Genomic DNA, 16834 nt, shown 5'->3' with positions numbered 1-16834 from the left:
ATTCTTCTTTCAAGGCTCCTAAATCACGCGGACCCGAAAGCGCTTTTTTTTCAAAACGCGCCGGAACACTGCGGCTGACCGCCTCCCTGCCCAAAGGCCGCGCAGACATTTAGGACGGTTTCATGGCCCGCGATACGGTCGACAGCACTCCGATTGACTCTGTTGCGGATCTGGCCGCGACGCTGGAAGCGGGCTGCAAGCCGGAAGAGCAGTTCCGGATCGGCACGGAACACGAGAAATTTGGCTTCTGTCTCAAAGAGCTGTCCCCCATTCCCTATGAGGGCGCAAACGGGGTCGAGGCCGTGCTGGACGGCATGGAGACGCTGCTTGGCTGGGAGCGGATCGAGGATGCTGGCAAGATCATCGGTCTTGCGGACCAAAATGGCGGTGGGGCGATTTCCATAGAGCCGGGCGGGCAGTTCGAATTGTCCGGTGCCCCGCTGGAAACACTCCATGAGACCTGCCGCGAGGCGAATCAGCATCTGGCCCATGTGCGCCAGATCGCAGAACCGATGGGCGTCGGCTTTCTGGGCATCGGAATGACGCCGACCTGGACGCGGGCCGATGTGCCGCGCATGCCCAAGTCCCGCTATGACATCATGACCAACTACATGCCGAAGGTCGGCGCACTCGGCCTCGACATGATGTACCGCACATCCACGATCCAGGTGAATCTGGATTTCTCCAGCGAAGCGGACATGATCCGCAAGATGCGGATCGGTCTCGCCCTTCAACCGGTTGCCACGGCAATCTTTGCCAATTCGCCCTTTACAGATGGCAAGCCGAACGGGTTCAAGTCTTTCCGCGCGCAGATCTGGACCGACACGGATGCGGATCGGACCGGCGACATACCCTTTGCCTTTGAGGACGGTTTCGGCTTTGAGCGCTATGTCGACTGGGCTCTGGATGTGCCGATGTATTTCGTCAAGCGTGGCGAGACCTATTTCGATGTGACCGGAACCTCCTTCCGGCAGTTCATGGCCGGGGCCCTTGACGGGAAGATCCCGGATGCGACCCCCAGCCTTGGCGATTGGAACAATCACCTGTCGACCCTCTTCCCGGATGTGCGGTTGAAGAAATATATCGAGATGCGTGGGGCCGACGGTGGTCCCTGGCGCCGTATATGCGCGCTTCCGGCCCTGTGGGTTGGCCTGCTCTATGATGCGGGCGTGCTGGATCAGGCGTGGGAACTGGTCAAGGACTGGACACAGGAAGAGCGCGCGGCTCTGCGCAGCGCCGTTCCGAAAACCGCTCTGCAGACACCGTTCCGCAGTGGTACGGTTCTGGATGTGGCCAAGGAGGTGCTGGCTCTTGCCCAGGAAGGCCTCAAACGCCGCAACCGCCTAAGTGACGGTGATCTGGATGAGCGGGTGCATTTGGCGCCGATCGAAGAGGGGCTGGCTGCGGGCATGTGTCCTGCCGACATTTTGCTGCAACGCTATGAGGGCTCCTGGAACGGAAATATTGCCCAGGTGTTCAAGGAATATGCCTATTAAGGCCGGGGTCCCGGTCTGAACGCCCCAGGTTTGTGTTCCCTGTGGGCCGCGCGATTTGACCTGAGCGCCGCAAAGGGTCACTCTGAGGACGGTTGGTCTTGTTTCTCAAGACCTTGCTGATAGTGACCGGAGCAGTGTGATGACTGGCAGCGATACGGGAGCGCCCCCCTTTGATGTGTTCTCCTTGGCGCAGGATGTCCGGGAACGGTTCGGCTGGTCGAATGAGGATCTGAACCGCGTCATGGAACAGTTGATGCCGGCGGCGTTCAACGGCTTCCGGCATTTCGGCAGCGCGGTTCCTGGCTTTTCGCAGTTTCCGGGCATGGCCACTCCCGTCGATGTGCTGTCTTCCACTGCCTTTGCCGGCACTCCCTTTGCCAGTTTTGTCCAGAACGCCTCTGAGGCCGCTCTGACCCCGTTTTTCGGGCCCGAAGCGGTCCAGAAGGCTCTTGCCAGCCAGATCTCCGGCCTGACGGGGCTTCAAAGCGATGCCATTCAGGAAGTGATGCCGGTGGCCGCAACACTGGCCATGGGACACGTGCTGCGCCCCTTTGTCCATGGGGAGGCGCGCAATCTGCTGGATGCCTATCTGCGCGGTTTCGCGCGCGGACGCCCCAAACCCCAGCCGACACCAGCCGACTATATGCAGGGCTATGCCAATGCCATGAACGCGTTCTGGAGCGCGTTTCTGCAGCCCGCCACGCTTGTCTCCCATCCCGATGCGGACGCCGGACCGCAGGACGCCGCGCCGGAGCAGGAGGAAGAGCCGTTGGCCGAAGAGGAGGAGGCTGGCCATGAGCCTTCCGAGTTTGAAGAGATGGTGTCCAGTTGGATGGCGGCCGGGCGGGATATTCAATCCAGCCAGTTCAAAACCTTTGACAGCTTTTTTGAAAAAGCAGCCCGGGATCTGGACGGGGAGTGATGTGCTCAGGACTGGGCGGGGTCCTGTTTTTCTGCAGTCCTCTTAACAAGTCAAAAAAAGACCCGCCAGGCGGCGGGTCAGTTGATGTCAGCAAGGTTTTGCCGACAGGGGCTGCAAATTCAGCAATTTGGCAACGGGCGGGCCTAGGCCGCCGCCACGGGGGCGCGGCGGCCTGAAAGCTCCGGGAGCTAGGCGGCGAGCTGGCCTTTGCCCTTGCATCCGTCAATCACCTTGAAGGAAGGCGCTGCGGGCTGGCTGCAATTGGCTGCCAGATGGGACGGGGCAATCGCGCCGTGGACGGTTCTGGTCAGAACGGCGGTCGGGTCTTTGTAGAAGGGGGTGGCCAAAGCCCGTCGAACGTCGCTCCGGGTCAGCCCAATGTCCTTCAACTGCTCGTCGGTCCAGGTCTGAAGGTCAATCACCTGACGGCGGTGTTTAAACATACGCCATGCGCGAACAACCGTCTGCCCGAGAAGAGCGAGGAAAGGGATGCTGGAAGAAGGTGTCATGGCATAGGTCTCCTGTTGGCGGCCAAAGGGATTTTCGGCAGCCTGTTCCGCGCCAGAGGCGTTGATCCTTGTGATTGGAACATCCTTTAGATGCCCGTTCGCCAAACATTATTCCAACGAATGTTTTTGATGAAAAATATCAGAATGTGTGATGCTAATCTTGGGAGGTTCGTCGGCTCACAAGTGTGATGGGCTCGCGGATTTTTCATTTCTCTGAAGAATGTATGGCGTGGTACACATCGCATTCTGTCATGAATGGAGTTGGCTATGCTCGACCTTGATCAGCTTCGGACCTTTGTCGCGATTGCCGAAAGCGGCAGTTTCACAAAGGCTGCTGAGACGGTGAACAAAACCCAGTCGGCCGTGTCCATGCAGATGCGCCGGCTGGAAGAGCGAGTCGGCAAACCGCTCTTTGTGCGGGTCGGCCGCCAATCCCGCCTGACGGACAATGGGGAACGGCTGCTGCATTACGCCCGCCGACTGGTCCAGTTGAATGACGAGACCCTGTCCGCCTTTGACGATGGTGAATTGTCCGGCTTTGTCCGTCTGGGGACGCCGGATGACTACGCGGACCGGTTCCTGCCGGAGATTCTGGCCCGGTTTTCCCGATCCAACCCAAAGGCAGAGGTGAGTGTGGTCTGCGCGCCGACCCCCAATCTTAGGGATTTGATCTCCGAAGGGGAACTGGATGTGGCCATCATCACCCATGTGGAAAAGCGGGGCCGCAAGAATGTGCCCATCATCCGCCGGGAGCCCCTCTTGTGGGTCGCCTCCGCCCGCCACTCGACCGAAACGGTGTCCCCCTTGCCGCTGGCCCTGGGGCGGGCCACTTGCGAGTGGCGCAAGGCCGCCATTGCGGCGCTGGATGATCTGAAGTGGCCGCATCGGCTGCTCTATTCAAGCTGGAGTTCAACGGCGGTCGGTGCGGCCGTGCTGGCGGGGCTCGCCATTTCCGTGCTGCCGGAATCGGCCCTGCGCTCGGGCATGCGCGTTCTGACCGAGCAGGACGGGTTTCCCAGCCTGCCGGAATGCGACATCGGATTGATGCGTGCCTGGAATGACAGCTCCCGCGTGACGGACGCTTTGGTCGAGCATATCGTCTCTTCTTTGGGCAACTTGTCCGTGCCTCAGGCAGCTGAATAATCGGTTTCCTTGTATTTTGTTGTGATATCAGTCGCTTGTATTGCCTTACGGTTGTCGTGGCAGTTGAAAATTTGTTTGTAATGTAACAAGTTGTGATGTATCTTCGTCGAATTAATTTGTTTCTCAAATCAACCGCTTGATATGTGGCTGAACCGCGGGCTGTTCTTATGAATCACGCGTTGGACATTGATCAACTCCGGACGTTTTTAGCGATTGCGGAGCTGGGCAGTTTCACGAAAGCCGGTGAAGCCGTGCACAAAACCCAATCGGCCGTCTCCATGCAGATGCGTCGGCTGGAAGAACGGGTCGGCCAGCCGATCTTTATCAAGGACGGCCGCCAGTCCCGGCTGACGGAAGACGGTCAGCGCCTGGTGGAATATGCCCGCCGCATGATCCTGTTGAACGACGAGACAATTTCAGCTTTCAATGGCCAGAAGGAAGTCGGTCATGTGAAGCTGGGGGTCCCCGACGACTATGCGGACCGCCTGTTGCCTCAGGTTCTGGCAGCGTTTAACCGGCTCAATCCGTCCATTGAAGTGCAAGTCGAATGTTCGGGCAGCTCCAAGCTGACCGAAGCCATCCGTGAAGGTGCTCTGGATGTGGCGATCACCACCTCTAGCGACACGATGGATCTGCGCGGCGAGATCATCCGCCGCGAGCCGCTCTACTGGGTGACGTCGACCCAGCATTCCGCGCATACTCAGGACGTGATCCGTCTGGCGCTGGGCCCGGCCACTTGTGGGTGGCGCCGCCTGTCCATGGATGCGCTGGATCGGGCGGCGCGGCGCTACCGTGTCTCCTACACCAGCTCCAGTGCTGCGGCTTTGGTTGGGGCGGTTCAGGCCGGACTGGCCGTGACCGTGTTCCCGGAAAGCGCTATCCGTGACGGTATGCGCATTCTGGACGAACGGGACGGATTTCCTGCGCTACCCTACTGTGACATTGCCTTGCTGCGCTCCGACAACGCCCGGGAAGCCATGCATGACACCTTGTGCAACCACCTTGTGGCGGCCATCGGAAATGTGGGCAATGGCGGCGGACAGTTGGCCGCAGAGTAACAGCTCGGTCGTTTTGGAAGCATCCGTGATGTTGAGCGCAATCTCCGTCAGTGCGGGAACTGCTCTCTAGCGGGCGCGCAGCATCAGCAGGTTGCCGCCGAGCACGAAAACCAGGCCAGCCGCAGCAGTTCCCGTCCAGTGATAGTCTTCGAAAAACGTAGATACGGTGAGGGCGACAACCGGAAACACAACGGTGGCATAGCCAGCCCGTGCCGATCCGATCCGGCCCAGAAGCGTCAGGTAGGAGCCAAAGGCGATCACCGAGGCGACAACCGCCAGATAGACAAGCCCGCCGAGATAGGACAGGGTCCAGTCTACCGCAAAGCTGTGGCCACGCAGGGTTGAGAAGATACCGAGAAAGACGGTTCCATAGGTCATGCCCCAGGCGCTGGCCGGTACCACGCCGATGCCGCGCCGCTGGGTGTCGGCGGACAGCATGTTGCCGAGACAGAAGGACAAAGTGCCGCAAATACAGGTGACCAGTCCAAGTCCCGCGCCTGCGGACGCTGCGGCCCCTGCAAGGCTCGGCCAGAACATCAGCGCAATCCCGGCAAAGCCGAACAGTCCGGCCACAAGCGCCAGCAGGTTGGGGCGCTGGCCGAACAGGATCAGCGCCAGAAACAGGTTGAAGACCGAGGTGGTGGAAAACACCACTGCCAGAAGGCCGGAGGGCAGATAGCCCGCCCCGTAATAGAACAGGGTGAAATTGGTTGAAAAGATCAGGGCTCCCAGACCGGCAAATCGCACATGTTCGGCCAGCGGAAAAGCGAGGCTATGCCCGCGCCACCTGGCCCAGCCGATCATGAGCATGCTGGCCAGCACAAAGCGCCAGAACACGGAGACTTCCGGAGCAATGCCCACCACCTGGGTTTTCATGGCAATCCAGCTGAAGCCCCAGGCCAGCACGGTTGTTACATACAGCCCGTAATCGGTTGCGGAAAGGCCGGTGGGTCCGCTGCGTACAGCGGGGGACGCGAGGCTCATCGGGTCAATTCTCCTGGAAATATGCTCCCGACTTTGGCTGGAGTGCCCGTGCAGCGCAAATGATAGTTTTTGATATTCCCATCAGTGGCTCAGATGGATAGGGTCCTATTCTACCGCTTGGGCTTCAAACGGTCCGCCATCCCCCCAGTCTTCTGGAATGTGCCGTATTTGATCCGGAACGCGCCGTTGGCCGTTTGCAGAAAAGCGTGTTTTTCTTGAAGACAGATTTGATCAGGACACTTGATGACGCTGCTTGTAATTGAAAACTATCCCAAGGCCGGTCCGGCATCCCTTGGCCGGCTCGCGGCGGCGGCGGGGTTTGATCTGACCACGGTGCACGCCTATGCGGGCGGGGTCTTGCCGGACAATATTGCCGGGTTCGGCGGGCTGATCGTGCTGGGCGGGGCGCAGGACGCGCTGGCCGATGAAGCCTATCCGCATTTGCGGGCGGTCTGTGGTCTGATCCGGCAGTTCCATGAGGCGGACCGTCCGGTGCTGGGCATTTGCCTGGGCTGCCAGCTGGTGGCGCGGGCCTTTGGCGGCGGCAATATTCTGGGCCGCCCGGTTGAATTCGGCTGGCACACGGTGACGCCCACCCGGGACGGGCAGGCCGATCCGGTTCTTTCAGCTCTGAAAGGGGGCGGCCCGATGTTTCATTGGCACACGGACACGGTGGCGCTTCCCGAAGGCGCCGTGCATCTGGCGCAGAGCGCCATGACCCCCAACCAGGCGTTCCGGCTGGGCCGGGCGACCTATGGAATTCAGTTCCACTTTGAAGCGGCTGAAGAAGATGTGCGTAGCTGGTCCCGGGATCTCATTGAGGATATCCGGCCGCACACCCCCGACTGGCCGCAGCGTCTTGACGGCGAGGCCGCACGCCACGCGCGCGAGGCGGACGCGTTCGGCGCGGCTCTGTCCGCCGCCTGGCTCGGGCTTGTCCGCCAGGGGGGTGTCACCGGCGGACAGGGCGCGCGTTAGAGGGCTCGCGTCAAAGCACAAGATTGTGGCGGCCGACCTTGGTGATGTCGGTTTCGCCGCACAGGCCCATGGTCACGTCCAGTTCCTTGTGCATCATGGTCAGCACCTGAGCCACGCCGGCCTTGCCCATGGCGCCGAGGCCATAGATAAAAGCCCGGCCGATATAGGTGCTGTGCGCGCCGGCCGCGACCGCCTTGAACACATCCTGGCCAGAGCGGATGCCGCCGTCGAAATGGACCTCCACCCGGTCGCCAACCGCATCCACAATCTCAGCCAGAACGTCATAGGAGGCCAGCGCCCCGTCGAGCTGGCGCCCGCCATGGTTGGACACGACAATCGCGTCCGCCCCGATGTCGGCGGCGATTTTCGCATCCTCCACATCGTTGATGCCTTTCAGGATCAGCTTACGGTCCCAGTGGCTCTTCACCCATTCAACGGATGACCAGTCAAGGGTCGGGTCAAACTGGCTGTTGGTCCATTCGGCAAGTGACGTCATGTCCTCCACCCCGGACACATGGCCATGGATATTGCCGAATTCCCGGCGCTTGGTTTGCAACATGTTCCAGCACCAGCGGGGTTTGAATGCCAGGTCGATCAGCACCCCGGGCTTGGGCTTGGGCGGCGTGCTGAGGCCGTTCTTGATGTCCTGATGGCGCTGGCCCAGAACCTGAAGGTCCAGGGTCAGAACCAGCGCAGAGCAATCCGCCGCCTTGGCCCGCTGCATCAGGCTTTCCGAAAAACCCCGGTCCCGCATGACATAAAGCTGGAACCAGAACGGATTTTTGGTGTGTTCGGCTACGTCTTCGATGGAACAGACACTCATGGTGGACAGGGTGAAGGGAACCCCGAATTCCTCGGCTGCCTGGGCCGCCAGAATTTCCCCATCCGCATGCTGCATGCCGGTCAGACCGACAGGGGCAAGGGCCACCGGCATGGTGACCTCCTGACCGATCATTGTCGTCTTCAGGGAACGGTTGTCGATGTTGCGGGCAACCCGCTGGCGCAGCTTCTGGCGCTGCAGGGCAGCCTCATTGTCCCGGTAGGTGCTCTGCGTCCACGATCCGGTATCCGCATAGTCGTAGAACATTTTCGGAACCCGGCGTTTTGCGAGGGTCTGCATATCGGCAACGCTGGTGACGGTGGTCATGGTGATATCTCCCGGAACCTTCAGGTTTGATTGGCTTTTTTGATGGATTTAAGCGGGCGCAGCCCCGCAGTCTGTTCGCGCTGATCCAGCAGCTCAACGTCAAACAGCGTGCCGCGCACATAGTCGATATGGGCTTCAGAGGCGCGGCGCGCCCCGGCGCTGTTGCCTGCAAGGATCGCTTCGGCAATCTCCCGGTGCTGCCGCAGCAACTCACTGCGTGCGTCCGGATGGTGATAAAGCCGGCCGCGATTGTAGAAGACGCCGTTTTCCAGAAGCCGGTAGCAGGCGCGCAGAGTGTGCAGCATCACCACATTGTGGGCGGCTTCGCCCACAGCATGGTGAAACTCCACGTCAAGCAGGGCTTCCGCTGTCAGGTCTTCGTCTTCATGGGCGGTCTGCATCTGCGCGATGATGTCTTGAAGCCGGGCCCGGTCGGACGGTGCCGCACGGTCCGCCGCGTGACCTGCGGCCTGGCTTTCTATGTCCCGCCGGAATTCGAAATAGTCGTTGATGGCAGCCGGATGCCGGGCGATCAGTTGGACCACCGCTTCGGAGAAAACCGGCCCGATCAGATCGCAAACAAAGGTACCGCCGCCCCGGCGCGCCTCGGTCAGGTTCCGCTCTTCCAGAACCTTGAGGGCATCACGCAACACCGGGCGGGACACTTTCAACTGCTCGGCCAGATCCCGCTCGGCCGGCAAACGCTCGCCAGAATGCAACACCCCTTTCAGGATCAGGGTCTCGATCTGCTCGACAACTGCATGGGCGGTTTTTTGATGATCAACGGGCTGAAACATGTCCGGCCAAGTCCTCCATGGCGCACCATAGGTGCTGATCCAAAATTGGTCAATTTTTTTATCCAATTTGAAAGTGCGTGCACCTCTTCGGGAAAATGCGGGGCGCGCCGATTTTAGGCCTTGGTTTCAAACCGCTCTTGGGGGCACACTGAAACCACTGAGCAAAAATGCCGTGGGGCGCCTCCATTGGACAAGGGATCAGACAACGGTTCGTCATTGCCTTCCTTCCGAATGTCTCCTTTACGGGACTGGGTTCTGGGAGAGGTCCATGCGCGTCCCTTTCGCGCACTCTCCGGCCCGCGCACGGTGTTGCACTATGCTTTTTTGACCACGCCGGAAGAAGCGGCCCGGGACCAGACATGGCTGAGCGAATTCTGCCTGTCGCGCGGCACCCACGGCCCGGCACCGGGCACACGGCACCACACCCTGCCATTTGGCGGTGGAACCTTCAGCTGGGAACAGCATGCGGAATTCACCACCTATACCTGGGACGGACCTGCGCAGGCGGAACAGATTTTCGGCCAATTGCCAGCTACCCACCCTTTCGGAGCCGCCTTTCATGCGCCCGGAGACTTGCTGGTGGCCGTGCGTCTGGAGCTGCACGCGCCGATGGACCCTGGCATCTGGCGTGGCCAGTTTGATGAGAGCAGCTTGACGGTGTCCAATCTGGAAGACAGCGCGGCCATGGTGGCCACCGACTTCCGGCAGGACGGGGACGGCCTGACCCGGATGCTGGTCTTCAACCGGGATTTGAGCGACGTTCAGTCCGGCGCGGTGGTGCAGCGGCTTCTGGAAGTGGAAACCTACCGGACACTGGCGCTCTTGGGACTGTTTGAGGCCACCCGGCTTCAGCCCGACATCCGGCGGTTTGAGATTGAACTGGCGGATTTGACCGGCAAGATGAAAGACACATCCGCATTGGGGGCCAATCAGGAGCTTCTGGACAAGCTGTCCGCGCTGGCGGCTGCCCTGGAAGCGGGGGCGGCGGCCAGCACCTTCCGGTTTGGCGCCAGCCGGGCCTATGACCAGATCGTCAAGGCCCGCTTTAGCACCTTGAAGGAAGAGGCTGCGCCCGGAGAGCTGTCTATGGCCGCCTTTCTGGCCCGCCGCCTTGCTCCGGCCATGCGCACCTGCCAGGCAATTGAAGACCGGCAGGCCATGCTGTCGCGCAAGCTGGCCCGGGCCACAACCTTGCTGCGCACGCGGGTGGATGTGGAGCTGGAACAGCAGAACCGCAGCTTGTTGCAGTCCATGAACCGCAGGGCCCGGCTTCAGCTGCGCCTGCAGCAGACGGTTGAGGGCCTGTCCGTGGCCGCCGTCAGCTATTATGTCGTGGGTCTGATCTCCTATCTGGCCAAGGCGGCCAAAGGCGCGGGCCTGCCTGTGCCGGATGCCAATGTCACCACGGGGCTTGCGGTGCCGGTGGTCATCGCCCTCATCTGGTGGACCATGCACCGCCTCCGCAAGAAAAACGGTGATCCCTAGGCAGGGGCAAACTCACAGCGAAGAAGCGGCTCTTTTCAGACCGGCCTGACGCAGCCGGGGTTTCGTTCAGATCGTGTTTTATCGGATGTGCCTTGTGCGGTCTGAACGCTTGGATGTGAACGCAAAAGACAAAACGGTTTGAAGACGCATGAACGCCGCACGCTCGCAAAAAAGGCCGGTCTCCCGGCCTTTTCCATCTCGTCGCGTCCGAAGCAGGGCCCGCTAGTTTGTGGTGCCGTCCGCGTTGAACTGGGCCAGATAAGCGATCACATTGGCACGGTCTTCTTCCTTCCGCAGCCCGGCAAATGCCATCTTGCCTTTCGGAATGAGCTTTTTCGGCTTGGTCAGGTAGACGTCCAGCGTGGCCACATCCCACACCTTGCCATCCTTCATCTCCAGCAAAGCCTTGGAATATTTGTAGCCTTCGATTGCGCCCCACGGGCGGTCCACAACGCCGTTCAACACGGGGCCAACCTTGTTCTTGGCTTTTTCGCCGACTGCATGGCAGGCAGCGCATTTTTTGAAAACCTTCTCACCCTTGACCGCGTCGCCATCGGCGCTCGCGTGAGCGGTCAGCGCCAGAAACAGGGTCCCGGCGATCATCAGCATACGCTGCATAAATCTCTCCCTCGAGTTGCGTGCATTCGTATGAGCGCACAAGATCAAGAACCCGGCCCATATGCAAGTGTCGAGCCGTCGCATCCGCAGATCTACGGATACTCACAATGGCTGCTTTCCGGACCAGCTGACATCAGCTTGCCTGCACCGATCCAAGCGGTGTTGTGACCGGCAGCCGCAGCCACTCATCCAGCCCCTCGTCCCAATAGGGCGAAGAGCCATAAAGGCCGGCCAGGAAGTCAATAAAGACCCGGACCTTGGCCGGAAGAAACTGGCGGCTGGGATAAACCGCATAGAGCCCGACATCCTTCGAGGCCCGGTATTGCGGCAGAAGGATCTGCAATTTTCCTTCTCTCAGATCCGGACCGATGTCCCAGGTGGATCTCAGCGCAATGCCGACGCCCGACAGCAGGCATTCGCGCACCACTTCGTTGGAATTGGTCTTGACCGGAGACTGGGTGCGGACGGTCTCAAGCCCGTCCGGCCCGGCAAGGCGCCAGGGATCCTGATTGGTCGCTGCAAGCGTCACATGGTTGCTGGCCAGATCTTCGATGGTCTCTGGAACGCCAAATGTCTCAAGATAGGAGGGACTGGCGCACAAGATCCGGTGGACCGGGGCAAGGCGCCTGGCAACGAGGCTGGAATCGGACAGTTCGGCGATCCGGATCGCCAGATCGTAACCGTCGCCGACAATGTCGACAAAATCATCCGACAGGTCGAGATTGATGGACAGATCCGGGTTTTCCGACAGGAACCGGCCCAGATGCGGCGCAATATGCAGACGTCCGAACGAGGTCGGCACGGCCACGCGCAGACTGCCCCGCGCTTTGGCGGAGCCACGGCAGACGAAGGATTCAGCTTCTTCCACCGAAGCCAGGATCGCGACCACCCGTTCATAGAACCCCTGTCCGGCTTCCGTCATGGCGATCTGGCGTGTGGTGCGCTGGAGCAGGCGGGTGCCGAGTTTTTCCTCCAGTCTGCGGATCCGTTTGGAAACAACTGCCGGGGACAGGCTCATTTCGCGCCCCGCCGCCGACATGCTGCCCGCGCTGACCACCCGGGCGAAAATCTCCATGTCCGTCAGATTGCTCATTTTCAATCTCTCAGAAAGACAATTTATGGTCTTTGGCCCCTAGCAAATGCGGTCAAGCTTGCCACAATTGATCAAAGCCGATGAACTACCAGCTCTTGTTACGATAGGACAAGCCGTCTAGATCATGGCAAGACCATGGAAGGAGAGCCCCGTGACCGCAATCGCAATGCCAGCCCCGGACGAAGATGTCCTGGCCCGCCGTCAGGAGATTGTGAAAGCACTGCAGGCCATTGTGCCGGGCGAAGGGGTGATCCATGAAGAACGTGAAATGCGGGCCTATGAGACCGACGCCCTCACGGCCTACCGGCAATTGCCGCTGATCGTGGTGTTACCGGAAACGGTCGGGCAAGTCTCCAAGGTCCTGAAATATTGCCACGACAACGATGTGAAAGTGGTGCCGCGCGGGGCTGGAACCTCCCTGTCCGGGGGCGCGCTGCCGGTGGCGGATGGCGTTTTGCTGTCGATGATGAAATTCAACCAGGTGTTGGACATCGACTTCGAGAACCGGGCCGTTGTGGTGGAGCCCGGGGTGACCAATCTGGGCATCACCAGGGCCGTGGAACATGAGGGCTTTTATTATGCACCCGACCCGTCCTCCCAGATCGCCTGTTCGATCGGCGGCAATATCGCGGAGAATTCCGGCGGTGTGCACTGCCTGAAATACGGCCTGACCACCAACAATGTGCTGGGTTTGGAGATGGTTCTGATCACCGGCGAGGTGATCCGGCTCGGCGGCAAACATCTGGACAGTGAAGGCTATGATCTTCTTGCCCTGATGACCGGATCGGAAGGACTGCTGGGGGTGGTGACCGAAGTGACGGTGCGCATCCTGCAAAAGCCGGAAACGGCCCGGGCACTGCTGATCGGCTTCCCGGCCAGCGAGGATGGCGGGCGCTGTGTTGCCGAAGTCATCGCCGCCGGGATCATTCCAGGCGGTATGGAGATGATGGACAAACCGGCCATCCACGCGGCGGAGGATTTCGTTCATGCGGGGTATCCGCGCGACGTTGAAGCCCTTTTGATTGTCGAACTGGACGGTCCGGAACGGGAAGTTGATTTCCTGATCGGCCGGGTCGAAGAGATTGCCAAGGCCAATGGGGCCAGCCATTTGCGCATCTCCGAGAGTGAAGAGGAGCGCATGACCTTCTGGGCCGGGCGCAAGGCGGCCTTTCCCGCTGTGGGCCGGATCTCGCCCGATTATCTATGCATGGACGGCACCATACCGCGCCGGGAATTGCCGAAGGTTCTGGCGCGCATGCGCGAACTGGCGGAGGCGCACGGGCTTGGCGTGGCCAATGTGTTCCATGCCGGGGATGGCAACCTGCATCCGCTGATCCTTTACGACGCGAACAAGCCGGGCGATCTGGACGCAGCTGAGGCGTTCGGCGCTGATATTCTGCGCTTGTGTGTCGAGGTTGGCGGCGTCTTGACCGGAGAACATGGGGTCGGCATCGAAAAGCGCGACCTGATGACGGACATGTTCACCGAAGAGGACCTGAAGCAGCAGCAAAGGGTGAAATGCGCCTTTGATGCCAAACAGCTGCTCAATCCCGGCAAGGTGTTTCCGGTTCTGCACCGCTGTGCGGAACTTGGCAGGATGCACGTGCACAAGGGGCAGCTGCCGTTCCCGGATATTCCGCGCTTCTAAGGACTGAGTGATGGACGCGATAATAAAGCCCCGCAGCGCGGGCGAGGTTGAGCAGGCCGTCAAATGGGCTGCCGCCGAAGAAGAGCCGCTCGAATTGGTCGGCCATGGTTCCAAACGGGCTCTTGGACGGCCTGTGCAGGCGGCCCATATGCTGGATCTGTCGGAGCTGACCGGCGTGGACACCTATGAGCCGGAAGAACTGGTCCTGACCGTGCGGGCCGGCACACCCATGGCCGAGATTGAAAAGCTGGTCGATGACCATGGCCAGGAACTGTCCTTTGAGCCGCTGGACTATGGCCCGCTTCTGGGCTTTGAGCCGGGAAAAGGCACCATTGGCGGGGTGCTGGCGGCCAATCTGTCTGGCCCGCGCCGGATCAAGGCGGGGGCCGCGCGCGACCATATTCTGGGCATGGAGGCGGTCTCCGGGCGGGGGGAGATTTTCAATTCCGGTGGCAAAGTGGTGAAGAACGTCACCGGTTATGACCTGCCGCGGGCGCTGTGCGGCTCTTTCGGCACTCTGGCCGTGGCCGCAACCGTGAGCCTGAAGGTCAATCCGAAGCCGGAAACCTCAGCGTCTTTGGTGCTGACCGGCTTGGGCGACGAAACCGCTGTCAAAGCCCTGTGCAGGGCCATGGGATCGTCAGCGGAAGTGTCGGGCGCGGCGCATCTTCCTGCTGGCATTGAGGGCGGCGTCAGCCGCACCATACTGCGCCTGGAAGGGTTTGAAACCTCGGTCGACTACCGCTTCAAATCTCTTGAGACGCTGCTGGCGGACTGCGGACCGGCGGAGCGCCTGGAGGAGGCGGCGTCCGTGTCCCTTTGGACCCGCATCCGCAATGTTATGCCGTTTGCGGGAAGGGATGTGCCGGTCTGGCGCGTGTCCGTTGCTCCGTCCTCAGGGCCCGAGCTGGTGGCAGCGCTCCGTAATACCTGCGAGATAAAGGCTTTTTATGATTGGAGCGGCGGCCTTGTATGGGTGAGTCTTCAAGATGGCCTGGCCCATGAAAAAGACGTGCGCGCTGAAGTGACCCGGGCTGGCGGCGGCCATGCAACCTTGGTGCGGGCCGGGTCTTCGGTCCGTTCCAGTATCCCGGTCTTTCAGCCCCAGACCCGGCCGCTGGCGGCCTTGTCCCGGCGGCTGAAAGAGCAATTTGATCCGAAGGGCATCCTGAATCCCGGCCGGATGGTGCCGGGGCACTAGTCACCTGAATCCGAAGTTCGTCACATTTCCCCGGCATGCGCCGAACGAACTTCAGATTAAAGAAGGGAACTAGAAAGTTGATGTTTCTGGAGCATCGTGCAGACTTGTCCCCCGGTGCTCTACTGTGGTTTTCGAACTTGAAATACGCTCCGGCGGTTACGGCCAAAATGAGGCGTGTTTCAGATTTGCCACACCAGGCTTTGGACCGCTTCCGAGACGGGTGGATGTGTTCGGGCCGGGCGGCCGGGAAGTCCCGTCAGCCGCAGTCCGCAAAGGGCTGTCAGGAAAGTCACCATGTTCTTTTCTGCAAAACCCTTTTACCGGAAACGACCATTGTAGTGGGCGCGGGCGGACCCTACTATCCGCCCCGTTCGGGAGACGAGAAGGGTAACAGGGCACCATGCAGACGAATTTTACCGCAGACCAGCTGAAGGACAGTCACGTTGCGGAGTCTGAAAAAATTCTACGCAAATGCGTGCATTGCGGCTTTTGCACAGCCACCTGTCCGACCTTCACGCTTCTGGGCGATGAACTCGACAGCCCGCGCGGCCGGATCTATCTGATCAAGGATATGCTGGAAAATGACCGGCCTGCGGATGACAAGATCGTCAAGCATGTTGACCGGTGCCTGTCCTGCCTTGCCTGCATGACGACCTGCCCGTCGGGAGTGCACTACATGCATCTGGTCGACCATGCCCGCATTCACATTGAAAAGACCTATAAGCGGCCCTTGGCCGACCGGCTGATGCGTGCCGTTCTGGCCTTTGTGCTGCCCTATCCGAACCGCTTCCGGCTGGCTTTGACCGGTGCATTTTTTGCCCACCCCTTTGCCGGGGCGTTCAAGGCGCTGGGCGGTCCGCTGGTCCGAATGGGCGCGATGCTGGAGCTGGCGCCGCGCCACGCACCCGGACGGGGCGAGAAGGAAGGGCCGGGAACCTTTGCAGCCGAAGGGGCGGGCCGCAAGGGCCGGGTCGCGCTGTTGAGCGGCTGCGCGCAGCCGGTTTTGAACCCGGCAATCAATGATGCAACGATCCGGCTGTTGCAACGCAAGGGGTATGAGATCGTTCTGCCCAGAGGCGAGGTCTGCTGCGGCGCACTGGTGCACCATATGGGCAAGGAAGAGGCGTCCCTTGAAAATGCCCGCCGCAACGTGGATGTCTGGCTGGGCGAGGCAGACGGGGAGGGGCTGGACGCGATCCTGATAACGGCGTCCGGATGCGGCACCACGATCAAGGATTACGGCTTCATGCTGAAGGACGACCCGGCCTATGCCGAAAAGGCCGCGAAAGTATCGGCCCTTGCGAAAGACATCACTGAATTCCTGACCGGGATTGATTTGGGAACGCCTGCGCTGCAGCCCGGACTGACGGTGGCCTATCATTCGGCCTGTTCCATGCAGCACGGCCAGAAGATCACCCGCCAGCCGAAGGATCTCTTGAAGTCGGCCGGGTTTGAGGTCAAGGATGTGCCGGAAGGGCATTTGTGTTGCGGCTCGGCCGGCACCTACAACATTCTCCAGCCGGAACTCGCCCGCAAGCTCCGGGACCGGAAAGTGGCCAATATCGAAAAGACCCGCCCTGATGTGATTGCCACCGGCAATATCGGTTGCATGACCCAGATCGGCCTTGGCACGGATATTCCGGTTCTGCACACGGCTGAGCTTCTGGACTGGGTCTATGGGGGGCGGGAGCCGGAGGCGGTCAGCGCGCTGAAAGCCGAAAGCGCGGCGCACTAGGCCTTTCAGGGCGTTCTCCT

At 60.6% G+C, this 16834-nt stretch carries 15 protein-coding genes; 9 read left to right on the top strand and 6 right to left on the bottom strand.

Features of this window, described 5'->3' with window-relative positions; translation table 11 throughout:
- The first annotated feature begins 122 nt into the window (after positions 1 to 122).
- Positions 123 to 1496: a glutamate--cysteine ligase gene (locus tag ACXAH0_RS17325; protein WP_475177288.1), complete on the top strand. Its 1374-nt coding sequence runs from the start codon at positions 123 to 125 to the stop codon at positions 1494 to 1496.
- 139 nt (positions 1497 to 1635) lie between these two features.
- Positions 1636 to 2418, top strand: coding sequence for a DUF937 domain-containing protein (locus ACXAH0_RS17320; RefSeq protein WP_475193357.1), 783 nt, complete (start codon positions 1636 to 1638; stop codon positions 2416 to 2418).
- Between the two features lie 188 nt (positions 2419 to 2606).
- Here the strand turns inward: ACXAH0_RS17320 and ACXAH0_RS17315 are convergent, their stop codons facing one another.
- Positions 2607 to 2927 (bottom strand): DUF1127 domain-containing protein, encoded by a 321-nt coding sequence (locus tag ACXAH0_RS17315; protein WP_475193354.1) that lies wholly within the window; start codon positions 2925 to 2927, stop codon positions 2607 to 2609.
- Between the two features lie 267 nt (positions 2928 to 3194).
- On the opposite strand from ACXAH0_RS17315, the gene ACXAH0_RS17310 reads away from it, so the two are divergent.
- Positions 3195 to 4070, top strand: coding sequence for a LysR substrate-binding domain-containing protein (locus ACXAH0_RS17310; RefSeq protein WP_475177275.1), 876 nt, complete (start codon positions 3195 to 3197; stop codon positions 4068 to 4070).
- A 167-nt stretch (positions 4071 to 4237) separates the two neighbouring features.
- Entirely contained in the window at positions 4238 to 5128 is an 891-nt protein-coding gene (locus ACXAH0_RS17305) for a LysR substrate-binding domain-containing protein (RefSeq protein WP_475193350.1), read from the top strand.
- Between the two features lie 66 nt (positions 5129 to 5194).
- On the opposite strand, the gene ACXAH0_RS17300 is transcribed toward ACXAH0_RS17305, so the two are convergent.
- The gene (locus ACXAH0_RS17300) at positions 5195 to 6112 is read right to left on the bottom strand and encodes a DMT family transporter (protein WP_475193347.1); all 918 of its coding nucleotides are present in this window, start codon (positions 6110 to 6112) and stop codon (positions 5195 to 5197) included.
- Positions 6113 to 6355: 243 nt separating this feature from the next.
- Here ACXAH0_RS17300 and ACXAH0_RS17295 point away from each other — a divergent pair, with 243 nt between their 5' ends.
- Complete coding sequence (locus ACXAH0_RS17295) at positions 6356 to 7090, top strand: type 1 glutamine amidotransferase (protein ID WP_475193344.1); 735 nt, start codon at positions 6356 to 6358, stop codon at positions 7088 to 7090.
- 10 nt (positions 7091 to 7100) lie between these two features.
- On the opposite strand, the gene ACXAH0_RS17290 is transcribed toward ACXAH0_RS17295, so the two are convergent.
- Both ACXAH0_RS17290 and ACXAH0_RS17285 read right to left on the bottom strand, forming a co-directional pair.
- A complete protein-coding gene (locus ACXAH0_RS17290; RefSeq protein ID WP_475177253.1) occupies positions 7101 to 8237 on the bottom strand; it encodes an alpha-hydroxy acid oxidase in 1137 nt (378 codons plus the stop codon).
- A gap of 20 nt (positions 8238 to 8257) precedes the next feature.
- Positions 8258 to 9034 (bottom strand): FadR/GntR family transcriptional regulator, encoded by a 777-nt coding sequence (locus ACXAH0_RS17285; RefSeq protein WP_475177246.1) that lies wholly within the window; start codon positions 9032 to 9034, stop codon positions 8258 to 8260.
- Between the two features lie 231 nt (positions 9035 to 9265).
- On the opposite strand from ACXAH0_RS17285, the gene ACXAH0_RS17280 reads away from it, so the two are divergent.
- Positions 9266 to 10519 carry a DUF3422 family protein gene (locus ACXAH0_RS17280; RefSeq protein WP_475177241.1) on the top strand — a complete coding sequence of 418 codons (1254 nt, stop codon included), beginning with the start codon at positions 9266 to 9268 and terminating at the stop codon, positions 10517 to 10519.
- 222 nt (positions 10520 to 10741) lie between these two features.
- Here ACXAH0_RS17280 and ACXAH0_RS17275 read toward each other — a convergent pair whose 3' ends face one another.
- Complete coding sequence (locus tag ACXAH0_RS17275; protein ID WP_475177238.1) at positions 10742 to 11137, bottom strand: c-type cytochrome; 396 nt, start codon at positions 11135 to 11137, stop codon at positions 10742 to 10744.
- Positions 11138 to 11270: 133 nt separating this feature from the next.
- Positions 11271 to 12230 carry a LysR family transcriptional regulator gene (locus ACXAH0_RS17270; RefSeq protein WP_475193342.1) on the bottom strand — a complete coding sequence of 320 codons (960 nt, stop codon included), beginning with the start codon at positions 12228 to 12230 and terminating at the stop codon, positions 11271 to 11273.
- Between the two features lie 166 nt (positions 12231 to 12396).
- Here ACXAH0_RS17270 and ACXAH0_RS17265 point away from each other — a divergent pair, with 166 nt between their 5' ends.
- The 3 genes from ACXAH0_RS17265 to glcF all read left to right on the top strand — a co-directional run bounded on the left by ACXAH0_RS17265 (position 12397) and on the right by glcF (position 16814).
- Complete coding sequence (locus ACXAH0_RS17265) at positions 12397 to 13878, top strand: FAD-linked oxidase C-terminal domain-containing protein (protein ID WP_475193594.1); 1482 nt, start codon at positions 12397 to 12399, stop codon at positions 13876 to 13878.
- A gap of 10 nt (positions 13879 to 13888) precedes the next feature.
- Positions 13889 to 15079, top strand: coding sequence for a glycolate oxidase subunit GlcE (glcE, locus tag ACXAH0_RS17260; protein WP_475193338.1), 1191 nt, complete (start codon positions 13889 to 13891; stop codon positions 15077 to 15079).
- A 400-nt stretch (positions 15080 to 15479) separates the two neighbouring features.
- Positions 15480 to 16814, top strand: coding sequence for a glycolate oxidase subunit GlcF (gene glcF / locus ACXAH0_RS17255; protein ID WP_475193335.1), 1335 nt, complete (start codon positions 15480 to 15482; stop codon positions 16812 to 16814).
- Positions 16815 to 16834: the final 20 nt, after the last annotated feature.

This window comes from Roseibium sp. AWQ4_290, assembly GCF_056160985.1.
The sequence above is the reverse complement of the archived record's forward strand: the minus strand, read 5'-3'. Positions and strand labels throughout refer to the sequence as shown.